Genomic DNA, 18,500 nt, shown 5'->3' with positions numbered 1-18,500 from the left:
CAACACTATGCGCTGGAGATTTTTATTAGGGATGTTGCTGTTGGGGTGCCTGGGTGTGCGCGGACAGGAGTTGAATTCGCCCCAGTTGTCCCAATACCTGGCGGATAACCCCTTTGTGTTGGCCCCCACCTATGCGGGGATTGGTGACCACGTGAAGATCCGCCTCAACGGCCTCAGCCAGTGGGTGGGGATCAAGGATGCCCCCCAGACCCAGTCCCTGGCGGCAGATGCGCGGATCGGGAACAAATCCGGGCTCGGGATCTTCCTCTACAACGACAAAAACGGCTATACCCGCCAACAGGGGGCGCGGCTCTCCTTTGCCCACCACCTGACCCTGGACCGGTACGAGGATGAATTCCTGTCTTTCGGGATCTCGTACAACTTCAACCAGTTCCGGATCAACATCGAAGAATTCCGCGAGGCCAACGGCGATCCGCTGAATGACCCGAATGTCACGGACGACCGATCCACGAGCAACCACAACTTCGATGTGGGGCTCATGTACCGGATCAACAAGTTCTACGTGGCGGTGAATGCCTCCAACCTGCTGGACAAGGACCTGACGAGTTTCAACCCCATCTTTGAACCGAACCACCTGCGGAACTATTACGTCTATACCGGATTCCGGTATTCGAAGAACAAGAACAGCCGGGTGGAAATCGAGCCGTCCGCCCTGTATAAAATCTTTGAGAGCGACGGCCGTTCGGAAACCGACCTGAACGTCAAGGTGCGCCTCTACGATTTTGAGGATTACTACTACGGGGGGATCAACTACCGATTCCTGAACGACCAGATCGGCAGGCCGCTTTACATTGCCCCGTTCGTGGGCCTCAAGAAAAACAACTTCTACTTTGGCTATTCCGTGCAGGTGATCCTGAACGACATCCTGGCCTACAGCTACGGGACCCACGTGATCACGGTGGGGATGGACCTCTTCCAGGGGCTCAGCAACTGCCGCTGTACGTACTAACCGGAAACCGGGTTGCCGCCGATCCCGGGACAGGCCCGGATATCCTTCCGGTTACGGGTATTCGGACAGGCTGCAGGGATCCGCACGCGCTGTGGCCGACCGTACGGGTCGAAAGGCACCGGGCCTGCTGCGGCAATTTTTCCTAGTTTTGCACAAAACACCTCTCGCATGCTCGGTAAAATTCGATTGGAAAATGTCAGGCTCTATGGTTTCCACGGGTGCCTGAAGGAAGAGGAAATGATCGGGTCGGACTACCGGGTAGACCTGGAAGTAACCGCCGACCTCAGCGCCGCATCCCGTTCGGACCGGTTGGGGGATACGGTGGATTACGTACACCTTCAAAGCATTATCCGGGAGGAAATGGCCATCCGCACCAAACTTATCGAGACCGTTGCCGCCCGCATCCTGGACCGGGTCCTGGAGGAACTGCCGGCGGTAAAATCCGCCGAAGTGGCCGTTTCAAAAATCAACCCTCCCATTGGTGGGGATGTGCAGCAAGTGACTGTCTGCCTGCATAAAAACAGGGACTGAAATTTTTTGGATGGGTGGAATGTATTAACTTTGACCCCTGCTAAAGGCATCGTGGCCGAGTGGCTAGGCACAGCTCTGCAAAAGCTTGTACAGCGGTTCGAATCCGCTCGATGCCTCAACAAATGAAAGACCCCGGCAATGCCGGGGTTTTTTATTGGGGGATCCCGTTGGAGGGTTATTCCCGGATGAGTTCGATGCCCTGTTCGATGGATAGCTTGTCCTTGGGGAGGAAACCCTTGATGATCAACACAATCCCGCAGATGACCAGGATAATGCCCAACGCCTTTTTGACCCAGTGGATGCGCTCCCTCGTAAGACTTTTCTTGAGTTGCTTGGCCAGCAGTATTTTCAGGATATCCGTGGCCAGGTAGGTGGCCAGCATGGCCGTAAAGAAGGTGATGATGCGGTCGGGCTGGTTGTCCAGGCTGGGCCCCACGATAATAATGACCCCCAACCAGAAAACCAGTACGCCGATATTGATGAAATTCAGCAGGAAGCCCTTGACGAACAACCCGAAATAATCCGAGGAACGCGTCACGATATGCGGCTTCTTTTCCTTGAAATCGGAACGGAATACAGTGGTGATCCCATAAACCAGCAGGATTACCCCGCCGAATACATAGAGCCCCGGCTGGTTGCTCAGGTTTTCCAGGAGCTGGAAGCTGCTGAAGTAGGCAATGGTCAGGAAAAGGATATCGGCCAGGACCACCCCCATGTCCAGAGCGAGGGCAGCCCGGAAGCCCTTGGTGGCGCCGGTTTCGAGGAGGACAAAAAACACCGGTCCTACCATGAAGCTCAAAAAGAAACCCAGGGGTAGTGCCGCGTGTATATCTTCCCAAATCACCTGCTACATACGTTTAATGGTTCCGCCAAATACCGTTTTCTCTTCCATTTTCGCCGGGTTCCCGAAGACAAAAACCTTGCCCCCGGCCTTCACAGTGGCTTTTACATAGTCGGTAGCCCGGATTTCGGCCGTGGAACCTGCATTTACATTGACTGTGCAAAAACCGGTGCGGAACTTTTCGCCTTTGTAGATCCCCCCAGTGTTGATTTGCACATCCTGGTTTTTCGAGCTGCCGCTGGCCGTAATGATCCCCCCGGTTACCGCCTTGACCAGGAATTGGGTCACTTCCGCCTGCAGGATGATCTCCCCGCCTTCCTGGGCTTTCACCTCCAGTACATCCTGCCGGATCACATCTTTGGATTCGATGCGGGCGTCTTCATTGACATCCACCACCAACAGGGGCTGGGTGTAGTACAGATCCACAAAGGTCCTGTAACCGCTGAATATTTTGGTGATTTCCATCCGGATCTTCAGGATCCCGTCGTTGTTGACCACGGCCACCTGCCGGGTATTCTCACCCCGTACCACCGCCTCGTTCCGGTCGCTGCGTATCAGGGTCAGGGAGATACCGTCAAATACCTTGATTTCGCGGAAGGCGCCCGTCTCATGAGAGACCTGGGTGTCCTGTGCCAGCAGCCCTCCGGCCATGGGCCCGAGCATACCGATACAGAGGATTAGAAGTCTGAGATAGCCCATCCTAGGTACTTTCGTGCAACGTTATGCTCCGGGTCAGGCCTTGCCGATGAGGGAAAAATCCAGGTGTCGCTTGATGAGGTCGGTGCTTTTTACCATCACCCGTACCTCATCGCCCAGCTGGTAAACTTTACCCCTTCGTTCGCCGACCAGGGCGTATTGCTTTTCATCAAAGGTATAATAATCATCCTTTATATCCCGGGTACGCACCATCCCTTCGCATTTATTTTCGATGATTTCCACATAGATCCCCCATTCCGTAACCCCGGAGATAACCCCCGTGAATTCCTGGTCCTGGTGGTCCTGCATGAATTTGATCTGCATGTACTTGATGGAATCCCGCTCTGCATTGGCGGCCAGGCTTTCCATTTCCGAGGAGTGCTTGCACTTTTCCTGGTAAGTGGCTTCCGGGGCGGATTTTGCCCCATTCAGGTACTGGTGCAGCAACCGATGGACCATAACGTCCGGGTAACGGCGGATTGGTGAGGTAAAATGCGTGTAATAGTCAAAAGCAAGACCGTAATGCCCTATATTATCGGTGCTGTAGGCAGCCTTGCTCATACTCCGTATCGCCAGCGTATCCACCAGATTTTGCTCCTTTTGCCCCCTCACGTCTTCCAGCAGCTGGTTCAGGGAGCTGTTCAGGGCCTTTTTGTTCTTGAAATTCAACTGGTGACCGAATCGTTTGACAATGCCGTTGAGGGCAATGAGCTTATCCTCGTCCGGCTCGTCGTGCGTCCGGTAAACAAAGGTCTTCTCCGGGCGTTGTTTACCTATAAACTCGGCCACCTTCCGGTTGGCCAGCAGCATGAATTCCTCGATGAGTTTATTCGCGTCCTTGCTCTCCTTGAAAAAGACCCCCACCGGGTTGTTGTCTTTGTCCAGTTCAAATTTCACCTCCAGTTTGTCAAAAGAAATCGCCCCGTGCTGCATCCGCAGCTTGCGCATTTTCTTTGCCAGACGGTCCATCGTATAGATGGCATTGACCACTTCCCCGGATACCTGGTAGGCCTTGTCCCGGATGGATATATCGGCAGGGATGGAACCCCGGCCCGTCTCGATTACATGCTGGGCCTCCTCGTAGGCAAAGCGCTCGTTTGAGTGCGTTACCGTACGCCCAAACCACTGGTCCTTAACGCGTGCCTCCTCGTCCATGATAAAAACAGCGGAGAAGGTGTACTTGTCCTCATGGGGCCGGAGGGAACAGGCATTGTTGGAGAGGATCTCCGGCAGCATGGGCACCACCCGATCCACCAGGTAGACCGATGTAGCCCGGTTATACGCCTCGTCTTCAAGCACGGTGTCCTCCTGTAAATAATGGGAAACGTCCGCTATATGGATGCCGATTTCAAAATCCCCGTTTTCCAATTCCTGGAAGGAAAGCGCATCGTCAAAATCCTTTGCGTCCCTGGGGTCAATGGTAAAGGTAAGCGTATCCCGCATGTCCCTGCGCCTGGAAACCTCTTTTGGGTCGATCCGGGTGTCCAGGGAATTCGCAAAATGTTCCACCTCCGAGGGGAAGGTATAGGGCAGGCCGTATTCGGCGAGGATCGCATGGATCTCCGTATCGTGTTCGCCTGGGATTCCCAGTACCTCGGTAACCCTGCCATAAGGGGAATCTGCGTTCTCCGGCCAGTTTTTGATTTCCACCAGTACCTTTTCCTTGTCCTTGGCACCATTGAGATCTTCCAGGGATACAAAAATATCCGTGTACATCCTGGAATCAGTGGGACGGACAAAGGCAAATGATTTCGACTGGTCCACCACGCCCACAAAGGAATTTTTGCGGCGTTCGATAATACGGACCACCTTGCCTTCCGGTTTGCTGCCCCGTTTTTTCTGGAACAGCTGCACCTCCACGGTATCTTTGTGAAAGGCCCGCCCCAGGTTGGGTGCCGTTATAAAAACGTCCTGTTCCAGTTCCGGGATAACAACGTATCCGTTCCCCTGGGAATTGATATCGATCTGGCCGGTAAAAAGCTCCACGCTGTGGATTGCCTTATACTTACCGGGGGATGTTTCCTGTATTCGTTTCTTTTGGGCGAGTTGTCCGAGGCGTTTGATCAGCAGGTTCCTGCCCTCTGTATCGCCGACCTGTAGTTTTCCGGCGATTTGTTTGTAGTTGAAGTCCTTTTTGGGATCTGATTCTAATACGCTGAATATGCCTTTGGTAATTTCATTTGTGAGGTGATTCTTCGCCCGCTTTTTTCTTTTCGACATGTACGATTTTAATTTCGCCGCAAATTACGAATAATATTCCGAGGAGTTGGCTGATGTCCTGCCTATTAACCGGCTCAGGCAATTAACAATTTCATTGCACTATTATTATTACCATTTAAATTTTAAGAATAAGAATAATGGTTATGATGGCTTGTTAATAGTGCTCATAAAATTTCCGGAAATGATTTGGGTTTTCCGAAATCAAATGACTATCGACAATCTCTACCGGGCAAATCCGATGGATTCCAGTAGCTTCTGCAAGTTATCAACCGCATTTGATAAGTGCTTTCAACAGGAAATTATCGATAAATTTTTAGGAAAATGCTGTTGATGACCCGCTTTTTTTTTATCATAATCCCTGACAAGATTTTACAGATTCCATTTGACTTTTTGGATAATTGGGGTTAATGCAATTTTATTGCTGGAAAACAAAGTCAGGTTGTTATTTTTTATAGGTTGGGTTTTTAACAATCCGTGGTTTTTTAAAATACTTATTCCGAGGGTGTTGGATAATTTTTAAAAAAGGGATGTTAATAGCGCGGGATATGGTCTAACCGGATTGGGTTTTGTAACTTTATCAGGGTAAAGCATTCGCTATGGAAATGAAAATAGCCATCGGCAACGACCATGCCGGCACCGAGTACAAGCTCGCCATCATTGGCTTGCTGAAATCCATGAATATAGAAGTAATCAACCATGGTACGGACGGCACGGATGGGGTTGACTATGCCGATTTCATCCATCCGGTTGCGCGGGATGTGGCTTCCGGGGAGGCCAGCCTGGGCATCGTGGTCTGCGGCAGTGGCAACGGCGCCTGTATGACGGCCAATAAGCACCAGGAGGTCCGTGCAGCCCTCTGCTGGAATACGGAGATCGTAAAACTGGCGCGGGAACACAATGACGCGAACATCCTGGGGCTACCTGCCCGGTTTATTGCCATTCCCCAGGCACTGGAAATGGTCCGTACGTTCCTCAACACCCCTTTCGAGGGCGGGCGGCACCAACGGCGCATTGATAAGATACCCTGTATCTGACCCGTTTCCTTTCGAAACCCCCCTTGTATGGGACACTCCCACAACCACCATCACCATCATCACCACGCGCCCACTGGCGGGCGCAACCTGCTGATATCCATTATTTTAAACTTGATCATCACCATAGCCCAGGCGATTGGGGGTTTTATTTCCGGCAGCCTGTCCCTGCTTTCGGATGCACTCCATAACCTCAGCGACGTTCTTTCCCTGGTGGTCAGTTACATCGCCAACCGGCTGACGCGGAAAGAAGCTTCCCTGAACAAAACATTTGGATACCGCCGGGCGGAAATCATTGCGGCTTTTGTCAATTCGGCCACACTGATCGTGGTGGCGGCCTTCCTGATCAAGGAAGCCGTAGAGCGCTTCCTGGAACCCCAGCCCATTGTTACAGGAATCGTTATCTGGCTTTCCATCCTGGGCATCCTGGCCAACGGATTAAGTGTGCTGCTGATGCGGGCGGATTCCAAACAGAACATGAACATGCGCTCGGCCTACCTGCACCTGTTAACTGACATGATGGCTTCTGTAGCCGTCCTGATCGGTGGGATCCTGATGTATTATTTCGAACTGTACTGGATCGATCCGGCATTGACCATCCTGATTGCCTGTTACCTGATTTATATGGGGTATGATTTGCTTAAATCCTCCACCCGGGTACTCATGCTTTTCAGCCCAAACCATATCCGGGTTCAGGAAATCGTCAGCAGTATCTGCGAGTTGGAACCCGTAAAAAACGTGCACCATGTCCACCTGTGGCAGCTGAATGAGGAATCCGTTCACCTGGAAGCCCACATCGACTTTCAGAAGGACATCAACCTTTCCGAATTCGAGGCCATTCTCGGGGAGATCGAAGAGAAGGTATACCACGAATTCGGTATCAGCCACATCAGCATACAGCCGGAGTTCGGCAAATGCGACAGCAAACGCGTAATCGCCCACCACTGACATGGAAATCAGGCTCCTCACTTTTGAACAATTGTCTGCCCGGCAAGTTTACGAAGTCCTCAGGCTGCGTGCGGAAATATTCGTCGTGGAACAGGAATGTGCTTATTGCGACCCGGACGGGATGGATGAGAAGGCGTATCACCTGTTGGGTTACGAAGGGGGCCGGTTGGCGGCCTACACGCGGATTTTCCCGCCCGGTCAGTACCTGGAGCAGGCCAGTATCGGCCGGGTGGCCGTACACCATTCATACCGGGGCCGCGGGTTCGGAAGGGAAATAATGCAGGCGTCTCTGGAGGCGGTTGTAAATGAAATAGGAAGCAGGGAAGTGGTCATCTCCGCCCAGGTGTACCTGGTCCGGTTCTACAATGAACTGGGGTTCACGGCATCCGGTGCGGAATACCTGGAAGATGGAATCCCGCATATAAAAATGTACTGGAAGGCAGGCTGATGCGCCGGATCAGGTTACTTTGATCGGCTGTTTGTTCCCCAGGTTCAGTTCCTGCAGGAGGGTGTCGGTAAATTTGTAGTGCCCCCTGAAGGTGATGATGCGGAACTTGTTGGACTTCATCCGGCTGAGGGTGTCCAGGAAGAGCCATTTGGATTTCAGCAGGGTCGGCTTTTCCGATTTCAGGCTGATATCGAACAGGTACTTCCTGCCGTTCTTGGTGGCGGTGATGTCCGGTGTCACCGGGTTCCCCGTGCTTTTTTTGGTATAGGATTTAGGGGTTTCAAACCCCTCCATGTCGGCCTTGATATTGGCAAAGCCGCGCGCTTCCAGATGCTGGATGGACTTCTCCAGGATGTCGATATTATCTTGCTTTTCTACTTTGATCATAGCTAGTAAGATAGCAGAAAATTTGGGTTACGCAAATTTTCGCCACTAATTAACAAATCCTTAAAGCCTGAACCCCCTGTAAATCCGGGAATCACCCTTGCTACAGCTAATCCAGGTTGATGGTTTTACCGGTTTTGAAGGACTGGTCGGCTGCCAGTACGATCCGCAGGCTGTTTACCGCATCCCGCAGGTGGTCCTCCAGGTCGGCATCCGTTTGGATTGCGTTTAGGAAGAACTCCTGTTCCAGGCGGCAGAGGCCGTCGTGGTCCGGTTCGTCAGCCGTGCTGATGATCTCATCTTCCCGCAGGAATTCCCCCCGCTCGCCCGTGGCGCTGTGGTGCAACAACAGACTGCCGGTTTTGGTGTGCCCTTCCACGTCGTCGGAATCGGCTGTGGCGGTATCGCGTATGGATACGCATCCGAGGGGCCCGATCACATCTTTGACAAAAAACGCGGTTTCACTGATCATGGGCCCCCAACCCGCCTCGTACCAGCCTACAGAGCCGTCTTTGAACCGAACCTGCAGCTGTCCGTAGTTGTACATGTCCGGCGCGATTTCGTCGCTCAGACGGGCTCCGATGGCGCTGACGCTAACCGGCCGGGAGCCAGTCATCAGGCACATGATATCCACATAGTGGACCCCGCAATCCACGATGGGCGACATGGAACGCATGAGATGCTTGTGCGTATACCAGTTGGACCCCGAACTCTGCTGGTTCAGGTTCATCCGCATCACCAGGGGTTTGCCCAGGGTTTGGGCCAGTTCCACGAACCGGGACCAGGCGGGGTGAACGCGGAGGATATAGCCAACCACCATCTTGAGCCCTTTCTCCAGGGCGAGGTCTGCCAGCGCTGCAGCTTCTTCCACGGTGAGGGCCAGGGGCTTTTCGACAAAAACATGGCAGCCGGCCCCCAGGGCTTCCCGCACGAGTTCCGCATGGGTGTCCGGGTAGGTATTGACCGAAACCGCTTCGGCCCCCTTATTTTCCAGGGCTTCCCCCAGGCTGGAAAAGGTGGGATAGCCGCCCAGTTCTGCCGAAAGTTTTTCCCTGCTTTCCGGGGAACGGCTCACGAGGGCAGCAATGGCGAACCCCTCCATGTCGTGATAGGCACGCGCATGGCTGGTGCCCATATTCCCGCAGCCCACAACGATTACGCGTATCGGTTGTTTTTTCATCATTTGAGTGTATATGCAATTATTTTGTTGCCGGCGGGTGTTCCCAGCTTTTCCCCCCCGCAGGCCAGGGCGATGTACTGCCGGCCTCCCGCCTCGTAAAGGGCCGGTGTGGCGAATGCCGGCGCAGGCAGTGCCTGTTCCCATAACAGGGCGCCGGTGTGTCTGTCAAAAGTGCGGAAATAGCCGTCTTTGGTGGCGGCAATGAACAGGAGGCCGTTTTCGGTTACCACCGGCCCCCCGTAGTTTTCGCATCCTGTGGGCGGGTGGCCGGCGGCCTTCAGGGATTCCGTGTCGCCCAGGGTCACCTGCCAGAGGTATTCCCCCGTGTTCAGGTCAATGGCGTGCAGCGTCCCCCAGGGCGGGGATATGGCAGGCAGGCCATTGCTGTCAAGGAATTTGTGGTAGCCGGTGTGCTGGTAGGGAACCTGGTATTCCGGAATCCCGGCAGGCCCCGCAGCGACTTCCTGCTTGTCCCCGGGGGTTGCCCCCTGTTCCTGCTGCAGCAAAAATGCGATCAGCGCCTCCTGTTCCGCCCCGCTGAGCTGGGGGAAACCCGGCATCATCCCCTTGCCGTTGGCGATCAATGCCCGGAGCTCCTCAGGAGTGTATTTTCCCCCGACCCCCGTCAGGGCCGGATAACCGCTTGCGGCCACCCCCTGCCGGTCGGGCCGGTGGCATACCGCGCAATTGATGAGGTATGCCTGTTCCCCCGGCGGGAGGTTGCCGCTGACCACCTCGGTTTCGTCCATGGATAGGATCCAGGCCATCTCGTTGGAATTCACGTACAGGATCCCCCTGTCCGGGTCTGCAGCCGCCCCGCCCCATTCCGCTGCCCCGTCATAGCCGGGCAACAGCAGGACCGGTTCCAGGGAGGGAGGCGCATACAGACGGGTATCGGAACGGTTGAACAATGCCCGCAGGGAATCCCGGCCCGGAGCATACGGGCTGATGTCTGCTTCGGTCAGGTCCCCGGCCTGACGGGCAAAGGGCGCCGGTTTTACCGGGATGGGCTGGGTGGCCCAGGCCGCTTCCCCGGTAAGGGTAGACGGCGGTACCGCCACCTCTTCGATATCAAACAGGGGCTTCCCGGTGAGGCGGTTGAACACGTATACGTATCCCTGTTTGGTCACCTGGGCGACAGCAGGCACGGGTTTGTTGTCCCGCCGGACCGTCAGCAGGTTGGGCGGGGCCGGCGGGTCGCGGTCCCAGATATCGTGATGGGTAAACTGGAAGTGCCAGAGCCGTTCCCCGGTATTGGCGTCCAGGGCAAGGAGCGTATTGGCATAGAGGTTTGCACCCCGGCGGTCGCCCCCGTAGAAGTCCGGGGCTGCGGATCCGGTGGGGACATACAGGATCTCGTTTTTGGCATCCAGGGCCATTCCGGCCCAGTTGTTGGCAGCCCCGACCACAGGGCTCCTCCGTATATCAGGGTTTTCCCAGGTCTCGCTTCCGGGGGTGCCGGCCTCCGGCAGGGTTTTGAATACCCAGGCCACCTTCCCGGTTTTGATGTCGAAAGCAATGATATCCCCGGGCGCCGCACCCGCACCTTCGGAGACCCTGAGGGGCATGATGATCAGATTCTTGAAGACGGTCCCGGGCGTATTGGAGATGACGAATTTTTCCGCAGCCGATTCCGGCAGTCCCGCCCGGAGGTCGGTTCGCCCCCCGTCTCCGAATCCGGCAACAGGCTTCCCGGTCGCTGCATCCAGGGCCCATAGGTCGGAGCCCATGGTATAAAGGATGCGCCGGTCATCGCCTTCCTCCCAATAGCTCAACCCCCTGCTGGTGGAATGCCAGGCCTTCAGGGAGTCCCCGAAAACCCACAACTCCTCCCCGGTGCGCGCATCGAGCGCAAATGCCCGCAGGGCAGCGGTCACCCCGAAGAGCACGGTGTCCACCACGAGGGGGTTCATCTGCATCTGCCCGCTGTCGGGCGCCGTATACTCCCAGGCGACCTCCAGGTTCGAAATATTTTCAGGGGTGAACCCGTCCAAGGTGCTGAAGTGGCTCCTCCCCGGATCCCCCAGGTAGTGCGACCAGGCAGTAAAATCTTCCGGGGCTGTAAAGGCCGTGTCGGCGGATTCGCTGCAACCTGCAAGCAGGGAAAGGAGCAGGAGTAAGGCGGGAATACGGGTAACGGTCGGCTGGCGCTTCATGCAGACGGAAGTTTGTTTAAATATAGGTAATTAGGGAAAATCGCCTTACCGGCCAACCCCGAATAATTCCCTGCCCAGCCGGCGCACCCCGGAAGCATAACTCCTCCCGAAAAGGTTCAAATGCACCAGCAGGTAATAGAGCTGGTAAGCCTTTTGCCGCTGCGACTCACCCGCCCGTGGGGGCCGGACTTCATAGTAGCCCTCGTAAAATTCCGGGGGATACCCGCCAAAGAGGCGGCTCATCGCCAGGTCCACCTCGGCATGGCCCCGGTAGACCGCCGGATCAATGAGTACGGCCATGCCGTCATCCGCGATCAGGTGGTTGCCTCCCCAGAGGTCCCCGTGGAGGAGGGAAGGCCGCACCTCCCCCGCCCGGGCCTGCAGCCACCCCAGCACAGCCTGCCGCTCCGGTATTTCATCCGGCCCCAGCATCCCGTTTTCGACAGCCAACCGGTACTGCGGCCCCAGCCTTTGGGAGGCGTAGAACTCCGGCCAGTCGCCCGACGGGTCATTGGGCTGGGGCAGGGATCCGATAAAATTGTCCTCCGGCCAGCCAAAGGATCCGGGTAATTCCCCGTGCATCCTGGCAAGGGCCTGACCAAAGGCGCGGTATTCGGACGGGCTCCCCATACGGGAAGCGATAAACTCGAGGATCAGACAGGCCCCGGTTTCCAGGGGGAAAACGCCTTCGATCCCCGGGGTCCTCAGGGTATCGGTGCGCGAGATGGCGCGCAGGCCTTCCACTTCTGTCTCCAGCTGCCGTCTGCCGGCGTCGCCCTCCATGGTTTTTACGAAATACAGGCGGGAACCGGCTTCCACCCGGTAAGCGTTGGCAATATCCCCTCCGCTCAGGCGGGTAAGGGACCCCGGGCGCTTGCCGAGGGCAGCTTCCAGTGCGGCAGGAAGGGACTCAGGGGCCATCTAAAGGCGGAATTTCTGTCCCGTCCTGGCAATGTGGTAACCGGCAGCTTCAGTGGACCGGCTTGCCTCGCTCTCCGGATCCAAGAGGGGGTTGGTGTGGTTCAGGTGGATAAAATGTACCTTGTTTCTCAGGGCTCCGGCCAACCCATCCCACCTTTGCCGGCTTTCGGAGACAAAAGGGTGGGGGATCAGGCTGACGTCCCGGTAACCGATCTCGGCGGCATCGTAAAAGGTGGCGTCCACAAAGGCCAGGTCCACTTCCGCGAGGTATTTTTCGATGGGGGTGCCCCAACGTTCCCATTTGTCGATATCCGGGATGAAGAGCGCCGTCTTGCGGGGGCCGCGGATCAGGTACCCGACGGTTTCGGAATATTCGTCCCGGTGGGGGACCTGGACCGGGGTGACCGAAAGGGCCTCGCCAATGTAGACTGAAATATCGTTTTCCAGGGTCTCCAACCGGATATTCCGGGCCTCCACCAACTGGCTCCAGGGGCCGTTTTCCGCAAGGAACCCCCGCATGCGCGGCATGGCGTGGACGGGTACCTCCCGGGCATTCAGGGCTTCCCGGCCCAGGTACATCAGGCCGGTGTAGTGGCCCATATGGGCGTGGGTCAGGAAAACCCCGTCCGGGGTAAAAGCGTCGGTGCGCCCGGCCTCCCGGTTCAGGGCACGGAGTTGCCGGTCGATATCCGGGGTCGCCTCAAAAAGGAAGGTTTTCCCGCTGCGGCCGTCCACCAGGCCCAGGGCCACCACCATGCGGGAGGGGTCGTGGTTTAACACCAGCCCCGCACAGCAGTCCCGGTTGCACCCTATATGGGGCGACCCGCCGTCCTGTACGGTACCCAGCACCACGAGCTCCACCCCGCCGCCAGGCTCCGCCCTGTCGGCCTGCCCCTGTGCCGGGGATCCCGGCAGGAAGAGCAGCAGGAGCATCGGGGCGAACCGTTTCAAGGCCCCTGCAGTATTTCCCGGTAGCGCTGGGGCTGGGAGAGCACCTGCCGGGCCGACAGGATGGCGGCATCCTTTTCCAGGTAGTATTCATAGAGGCCTTCCCGGTAGAAATAGCGCTTGATGATCTCGTCCCCCAATTGCCGCGAGATTTCCCGGGAATAGGTGTTGAGGGCTTTGAGTTTGCTGGTTTCGATCTCGGCCAGCAGCTTCTTGAAATCCTCCGCGATGGCATCGGTGAAGACCACCTCCTCCCGGTCTGTCAGCGCCTTTTCCAGGGCGATTTCTGTTTGGGTCTCAAAGGAGAAACTGCTGTTGCTGACGTAATCCACGAAGGATTGGTAATCCGAGGGCTTGAGTTCAAAGGCCTCCGGCCGATCCAGGTTATTGGCGTAATAATAGCGCGTGGCATAGTCGAATACCACATGGTTCTGTACCAGGGCCCGGATCAGTTCGTTCGTTTTCAGTTCATCGATATGGATGTCCGGGTCCACCCCGCCCCCGTCGGTGACTTTCCGGCCGTTGCGGGTGCGGAATTCCTGGAATTCCGTATTCCGGACCGCATTCCCGGCCTCGTCCCGGTTCCAGTAATCCAGGGACTGTATGCATCGCCCGGATGGGGTATAGTAGCGGCTGATGGTCACTTTCAGCTGGGTCCCGTAGGTCAGTTTCAGCGGTCGCTGCACCAGGCCTTTTCCAAAGCTGCGGGCGCCGACAATGACTGCCCGGTCGAGGTCCTGCAGCCCCCCGGATACGATTTCGCTGGCCGATGCGCTTTGCCCGTCTACCAGGATGGCGAGCGGGATTTCCGTATCGAAGGGTTTTTTGCGCGTTTCGTATTCCTGGTTGAATTTGGCCACATTTGACTTGGTGGTTACGATGAGTTCGCCCTTGGGCACGAAGAGGTTGGTGACATTGATGGCTTCGGACAACAGGCCGCCCGGGTTGCCGCGCAGGTCCAGGATAATTTGCTCCGCCCCCTGCTCCTTAAGGTCTATCAGCGCCGCCTCGGTTTGGGAGGATGCCTTGGAATTGAAACGGGAGAGTACGATATACCCCGTTTTATCGTCGGCCATCCGGTAAAACGGGACAGCATCCACCTCAATGGCGCTCCGTTCCACTGTTGTGGATTGGAGTTTTCCCTGCCGCAGGTAACTCACCGAGACCGACGAATTGTTGGCCCCTTTGAGCAATTCGGCCGCATCGTCCTTGAAATCCGCCACGGAGATATCCCCAATGGTGACGATTTCATCCCCCGCCTTCAGGCCGGCCTTATCTGCGGGGTAGCCTTTGTAGGGCTCCACGATCACCAGCCGGTCGTCGTAGGAACGCACCAGTGCCCCGATGCCGGAGTATTCCCCGGCATTGTTGATCTTGTAAGCCTCCACATCCTGTTCGTTCAGGAAAACGGTATAGGGATCCAGCTCCTCCAGCATATTCTTGATGGCCGTATCCATCAGTTCAGCCGGGTTGGTCTCATCGACGTAATTCATGTTAAGTTCCTTGAACAGGGTGGTGAATATCTCGATCTGTTTGGCGATCTCAAAAAAATCGCTCTTAAAAGCGGTAGTGGTCAGGAAGAGGCCAATGGCCAGGACAGGGACAATGATTTTAGTCTTCAGCAGCAGCTTCATGGGGATTGAATTTTGTTAACAGGGTATGCGTGGCCCGGGAAATTGTATCAAAATCGGGCAGCTCCCTTCCAATGTATAAAAATACGAACGCAAAGCTTCCTTCCGTATTGTTAAAAAACCCGGGCTTCTCCAGGCGGAACGCTTCGCGCATCAGCCGTTTGATACGGTTCCGGTGAACGGCCCGGCGGAAATTCCGCTTGGACACCGCAAACCCTGCCTGTACGGGGACGGGCTCGGGAAGGGGGCTCTGCAGGTAATACAACAGCAAGGGATAGGCCTTGATTGTCGCCCCCTTGCTAAAGACTTCTTCCCAGAGCTTCTGCCGGGACAATTTTTCGCGTTTCGGGAATCGAAAGGAAGCCATGTTCAAAAATAGGAATAATTACAGGGGCAGCACGGATGACAAATATCATAAAAAAGCGGCTCCCGAGGCCCTACCTTGTCGGTATGATTTGTCGGAGCCAGGCTCCGGCCTCAATAAGATTTTATGGGAACTTTGGCTGTAAAGACCCTGGACTCCGCAGAGGAGCGGGCGCACTATTTCCAGCGGTTGCTGAGCGATATTGCGGCGTTGGAGGCCATGCTGGAGGAAGGGTTGTTCGAACGCAATGACGTGCATATCGGTGCGGAACAGGAGTTTTGCCTGGTAGACGGGAATTGGGAGCCCTCCTCTAAAGCCCCCGACATCCTCAAGGAACTTAAAGATGCCCATTTCACTCCCGAACTCACCCGATACAACCTGGAGGCCAACCTGGACCCGAGGCGTTTCGAAGGGAATTGCTTATCGGAGATGCATTTCCAGCTCCGGTCGCTGCTCGACCAGGCCAACGAGGTAGCAGCGCGCCACGGGAACCGGATCATCCTGACCGGCATCCTGCCGACCATCCGCACAAAGCACCTGGGGGAAGCCTATATGACGCCCCTGGACCGGTACCGAATCCTGAACGATTCCATCAAAAAGGTGCGCAATTCAGACCTGGAAATGCATATACAGGGGGTGGACGAGATCAACCTCCGCCATGACAGCATCATGTACGAGGGCTGTTGTACCAGCTTCCAGGCACACCTGCAGATCGACCCGGAGGATTTCGCGAACACGTACAACTGGGCGCAGGCCATGGCAGGCCCGATTCTGAGCGTCTGCACCAATTCGCCCATGCTGATGGGCCGGGAATTGTGGGAGGAGACGCGGATTGCCCTGTTTACCCAAAGCGTCGACACCCGCCAGAGCTCCTTCCACCTCAATGAGCGGGAACCCCGGGTCAGCTTCGGGTCTGCCTGGGAAACGGGCAGCGCAACCGAATTCTTCAAGCGCTCCATCGCCCGGTTCCGCAGCCTGGTCTCCACGAATTTTGAAGGGGCCGACAGCCTGGACCAGTTGAACAGCGGAATCATTCCCCGGCTTACAGCCCTGAACCTCTACAACGGCACCGTCTATCCCTGGAACCGGCTGTGTTATGGCAGCATAGGCGACAAGCCCCACCTGCGGATTGAAAACCGTTACCTGCCTTCGGGCCCGACGGCGGCAGACGAGATCGCCAACCTGGCCTTTTGGGCCGGGGTGATGTCCGGCCGGCCTACGGCCTTTGACAACATCCACGAGAAAATGGATTTCCGGGATGCCAAAAGAAACTTTTTTATGGCTGCGCGGTATGGCATGGCGGCCCAGTTCCGCTGGGAGGGACAAATCGTCAGCGCCCGGGAACTCCTGCTGGACTTTTTCCTTCCGATTGCATACCGCGGGCTTTCGCGGATGAATGTTTCCGGGGAGGACGCCGAGAAATACCTGAAGATCATTGAAAACCGGATCCAGACCCACACGGGTTCCGAATGGAGTGTCCGGACCTACCGGGAGCTCCGCCGCGAATTGCGGCAACCGGATGCGCTGCGCGTCCTCACGGCCAGCCTGTACAACCGGTCGCATAAAGGGTACCCGGTGGCATCCTGGAAAAAATACACCTGTAATGAGGTATTCAGCGGCCGGCGGGCCTCCCGGGTCTGTGACCTGATGAGCACCCGGATCATCACGGCCCAGGAAGACGACAGCGCGGCCCTGGTAGTCCACCTGATGAAATGGAACGGGTTCCACCACATGCCCATCCTCGATGACCGGAACGAGCTCATCGGCCTGCTGAGCTGGAAGGATGTGGCGGAACTGGCAGATAAGCCGGAACTGTACCAGATCCGTATCAGCGACCTGATGAAAAAGGAATTGATAACTACCAGCCCGGAAAGCTCGGTCGCTTCGGCACGGGAACTGATGGCTTCTTACAGGATCAACAGTCTTCCCGTCGTGTCCGGCCGTACCCTGGTCGGACTGCTCACAAACCGGGATTTTGATACCCCGGACTAAGCAACCCGAGGGGACGGGCATTCCGCGCGCCACCGGCCGGATCATTGGCGACATGGGGGGCGGGCAGTCTGGCCCTACCCTGGTTTGTTTTGGCGGCATCCATGGGAATGAGCCCGCCGGGGTGGCTGCCCTGGAATCCGTTTTCGCCCAACTGGCAACCGAGGCCAACCCACTGGAGGCCGGCCGTTTCATCGGGGTCAGGGGTAACCTGGCCGCCCTGGAACAGGGAAGGCGCTTCCTGGTCCACGACCTGAACAGGCTCTGGACGCTACCGCGGATGGCTGTTATACGTGAAAAAGAACCATCCCTCCGCTCCCCCGAAGAAGCCGGGTTGTTGGAGATCTTTAAATGCCTCCACCGTATTCTGAAGGAATCCGGGCCTCCATTTTACTTTGTCGACCTGCACACTACCTCCAGCCCGACCCTGCCATTTATGACTATTAATGATGCGGTGATCAACCGGAAGTTTGCGGGGCTTTTCCCAGTTCCGGTGATCCTGGGGATCGAGGAATACCTGGATGGTCCGCTGCTTAGTTACATCAATGAGCTCGGGTACGTTTCCCTGGGCTTTGAATCAGGTCGGCACGAAGACCCGGCGGCTGTCCGGGCCGCGGAGGACTTCCTGTGGCTTGCCCTGGAATTTGCGGGGTTGATGGGCAAATCACCCGGCCCACAAGCTGCAGAACGCCTGGCGAGGTTGCGGGAAGCTGCACGGGGGGACCGTAATTTTTACGAGGTATTTTACCGGCATGCCTTGCATGGTGCGGAAAACTTCCGGATGGTAGGAGGTTTCCGGAGCTTTCAGGCCCTTCCCCGGGGCACCCTGCTGGCCCACGACCACAGCGAGCCGGTTTATATGAAGAAAAAGGGCCTGCTTTTTATGCCGCTCTACCAGGATCAGGGGGACGAGGGTTTTTTCCTGATCCGCCGCATCCCGTCCCGCGCGCTACGGTTGTCGGCCTGGCTGCGGCGGTTCCGGTTCCAGGATGTCCTGCCGGTGCTCCCGGGCATCCGGTGGGCGGCACCCGGCAGCCAGCACCTGTTGGTCAACCTGCGGGTGGCGCGTTTTTTCAGCAAAAAGCTTTTTCACCTGCTCGGTTTCCGCAGCAAACAAAAAGACAGGACCCACCTGCTGCTGAGTAACAGGGAACGCACCGCCCGGAACGAAGACTATGCGGAAACCTTCTGGTTCCGCAGGAAATTTGTCCGAAAGTGACGCGGCAGGGCCGGGATACGCCT

At 56.5% G+C, this 18,500-nt stretch carries 17 protein-coding genes and 1 tRNA gene; 8 read left to right on the top strand and 10 right to left on the bottom strand.

The window, feature by feature from the left end:
- The first annotated feature begins 7 nt into the window (after positions 1–7).
- The 3 genes from H7F20_RS02535 (at position 8) to H7F20_RS02525 (ending at position 1,617) form a co-directional block, all read left to right on the top strand.
- Positions 8–970 carry a type IX secretion system membrane protein PorP/SprF gene (locus H7F20_RS02535; protein ID WP_185784563.1) on the top strand — a complete coding sequence of 321 codons (963 nt, stop codon included), beginning with the start codon at positions 8–10 and terminating at the stop codon, positions 968–970.
- A 168-nt stretch (positions 971–1,138) separates the two neighbouring features.
- Positions 1,139–1,501 (top strand): dihydroneopterin aldolase, encoded by a 363-nt coding sequence (gene folB, locus H7F20_RS02530; protein WP_185784562.1) that lies wholly within the window; start codon positions 1,139–1,141, stop codon positions 1,499–1,501.
- Positions 1,502–1,546: 45 nt separating this feature from the next.
- Positions 1,547–1,617 (top strand) — tRNA-Cys (locus H7F20_RS02525).
- Positions 1,618–1,676: 59 nt separating this feature from the next.
- Here the strand turns inward: H7F20_RS02525 and H7F20_RS02520 are convergent.
- Genes H7F20_RS02520 through rnr form a run of 3 tightly spaced genes read right to left on the bottom strand, consistent with a single transcriptional unit; the run spans position 1,677 to position 5,258 of the window.
- Positions 1,677–2,342, bottom strand: coding sequence for a LysE family transporter (locus tag H7F20_RS02520; protein ID WP_185785806.1), 666 nt, complete (start codon positions 2,340–2,342; stop codon positions 1,677–1,679).
- A gap of 6 nt (positions 2,343–2,348) precedes the next feature.
- On the bottom strand, positions 2,349–3,041 hold the full coding sequence (locus tag H7F20_RS02515) for a head GIN domain-containing protein (protein ID WP_255443957.1): 693 nt from the start codon (positions 3,039–3,041) through the stop codon (positions 2,349–2,351).
- A gap of 33 nt (positions 3,042–3,074) precedes the next feature.
- Positions 3,075–5,258 (bottom strand): ribonuclease R, encoded by a 2,184-nt coding sequence (gene rnr, locus H7F20_RS02510; RefSeq protein ID WP_185784561.1) that lies wholly within the window; start codon positions 5,256–5,258, stop codon positions 3,075–3,077.
- Positions 5,259–5,860: 602 nt separating this feature from the next.
- Between rnr and H7F20_RS02505 the strand changes: the two genes are divergently transcribed.
- From H7F20_RS02505 to H7F20_RS02495, 3 genes are read left to right on the top strand one after another with little or no spacing between them, the layout of a single operon-like run.
- Positions 5,861–6,292 (top strand): RpiB/LacA/LacB family sugar-phosphate isomerase, encoded by a 432-nt coding sequence (locus tag H7F20_RS02505; protein ID WP_185785804.1) that lies wholly within the window; start codon positions 5,861–5,863, stop codon positions 6,290–6,292.
- Positions 6,293–6,319: 27 nt separating this feature from the next.
- Positions 6,320–7,237, top strand: coding sequence for a cation diffusion facilitator family transporter (locus tag H7F20_RS02500; RefSeq protein ID WP_185784560.1), 918 nt, complete (start codon positions 6,320–6,322; stop codon positions 7,235–7,237).
- Between the two features lies 1 nt (position 7,238).
- Positions 7,239–7,685, top strand: a complete 447-nt coding sequence (locus H7F20_RS02495; RefSeq protein ID WP_185784559.1) for a GNAT family N-acetyltransferase — start codon at positions 7,239–7,241, stop codon at positions 7,683–7,685.
- Between the two features lie 9 nt (positions 7,686–7,694).
- Here the strand turns inward: H7F20_RS02495 and H7F20_RS02490 are convergent, their stop codons facing one another.
- The 7 genes from H7F20_RS02490 to rnpA all read right to left on the bottom strand — a co-directional run bounded on the left by H7F20_RS02490 (position 7,695) and on the right by rnpA (position 15,272).
- Complete coding sequence (locus H7F20_RS02490) at positions 7,695–8,072, bottom strand: hypothetical protein (RefSeq protein ID WP_185784558.1); 378 nt, start codon at positions 8,070–8,072, stop codon at positions 7,695–7,697.
- Positions 8,073–8,178: 106 nt separating this feature from the next.
- The gene (locus H7F20_RS02485) at positions 8,179–9,252 is read right to left on the bottom strand and encodes a Gfo/Idh/MocA family protein (RefSeq protein ID WP_185784557.1); all 1,074 of its coding nucleotides are present in this window, start codon (positions 9,250–9,252) and stop codon (positions 8,179–8,181) included.
- Positions 9,249–11,405, bottom strand: a complete 2,157-nt coding sequence (locus H7F20_RS02480; protein WP_185784556.1) for a PQQ-binding-like beta-propeller repeat protein — start codon at positions 11,403–11,405, stop codon at positions 9,249–9,251. The genes H7F20_RS02485 and H7F20_RS02480 overlap by 4 nt, the downstream gene beginning before the upstream one ends.
- Positions 11,406–11,450: 45 nt before the next feature.
- A complete protein-coding gene (locus H7F20_RS02475; protein WP_185784555.1) occupies positions 11,451–12,326 on the bottom strand; it encodes a fructosamine kinase family protein in 876 nt (291 codons plus the stop codon).
- Positions 12,327–13,277: an MBL fold metallo-hydrolase gene (locus tag H7F20_RS02470; RefSeq protein ID WP_255443956.1), complete on the bottom strand. Its 951-nt coding sequence runs from the start codon at positions 13,275–13,277 to the stop codon at positions 12,327–12,329.
- Positions 13,274–14,908 (bottom strand): S41 family peptidase, encoded by a 1,635-nt coding sequence (locus tag H7F20_RS02465; protein WP_185784554.1) that lies wholly within the window; start codon positions 14,906–14,908, stop codon positions 13,274–13,276. Before H7F20_RS02465 ends, H7F20_RS02470 begins: the two co-directional genes overlap by 4 nt.
- Positions 14,886–15,272, bottom strand: coding sequence for a ribonuclease P protein component (gene rnpA / locus H7F20_RS02460; RefSeq protein ID WP_185784553.1), 387 nt, complete (start codon positions 15,270–15,272; stop codon positions 14,886–14,888). The genes H7F20_RS02465 and rnpA overlap by 23 nt, the downstream gene beginning before the upstream one ends.
- Positions 15,273–15,395: 123 nt before the next feature.
- Here rnpA and H7F20_RS02455 point away from each other — a divergent pair, with 123 nt between their 5' ends.
- Together H7F20_RS02455 and H7F20_RS02450 are read left to right on the top strand one after the other, a co-directional pair.
- Positions 15,396–17,261 carry a CBS domain-containing protein gene (locus tag H7F20_RS02455; RefSeq protein WP_185784552.1) on the top strand — a complete coding sequence of 622 codons (1,866 nt, stop codon included), beginning with the start codon at positions 15,396–15,398 and terminating at the stop codon, positions 17,259–17,261.
- A complete protein-coding gene (locus tag H7F20_RS02450; protein WP_255443955.1) occupies positions 17,245–18,477 on the top strand; it encodes a succinylglutamate desuccinylase/aspartoacylase family protein in 1,233 nt (410 codons plus the stop codon). Before H7F20_RS02455 ends, H7F20_RS02450 begins: the two co-directional genes overlap by 17 nt.
- The last annotated feature ends 23 nt before the right edge of the window (positions 18,478–18,500 follow it).

The sequence above is a fragment of the Robiginitalea sp. SC105 genome, from assembly GCF_014243345.1.
Lineage (GTDB): Bacteria > Bacteroidota > Bacteroidia > Flavobacteriales > Flavobacteriaceae > Robiginitalea.
This window is presented reverse-complemented; position numbering and strand designations above follow the sequence as displayed.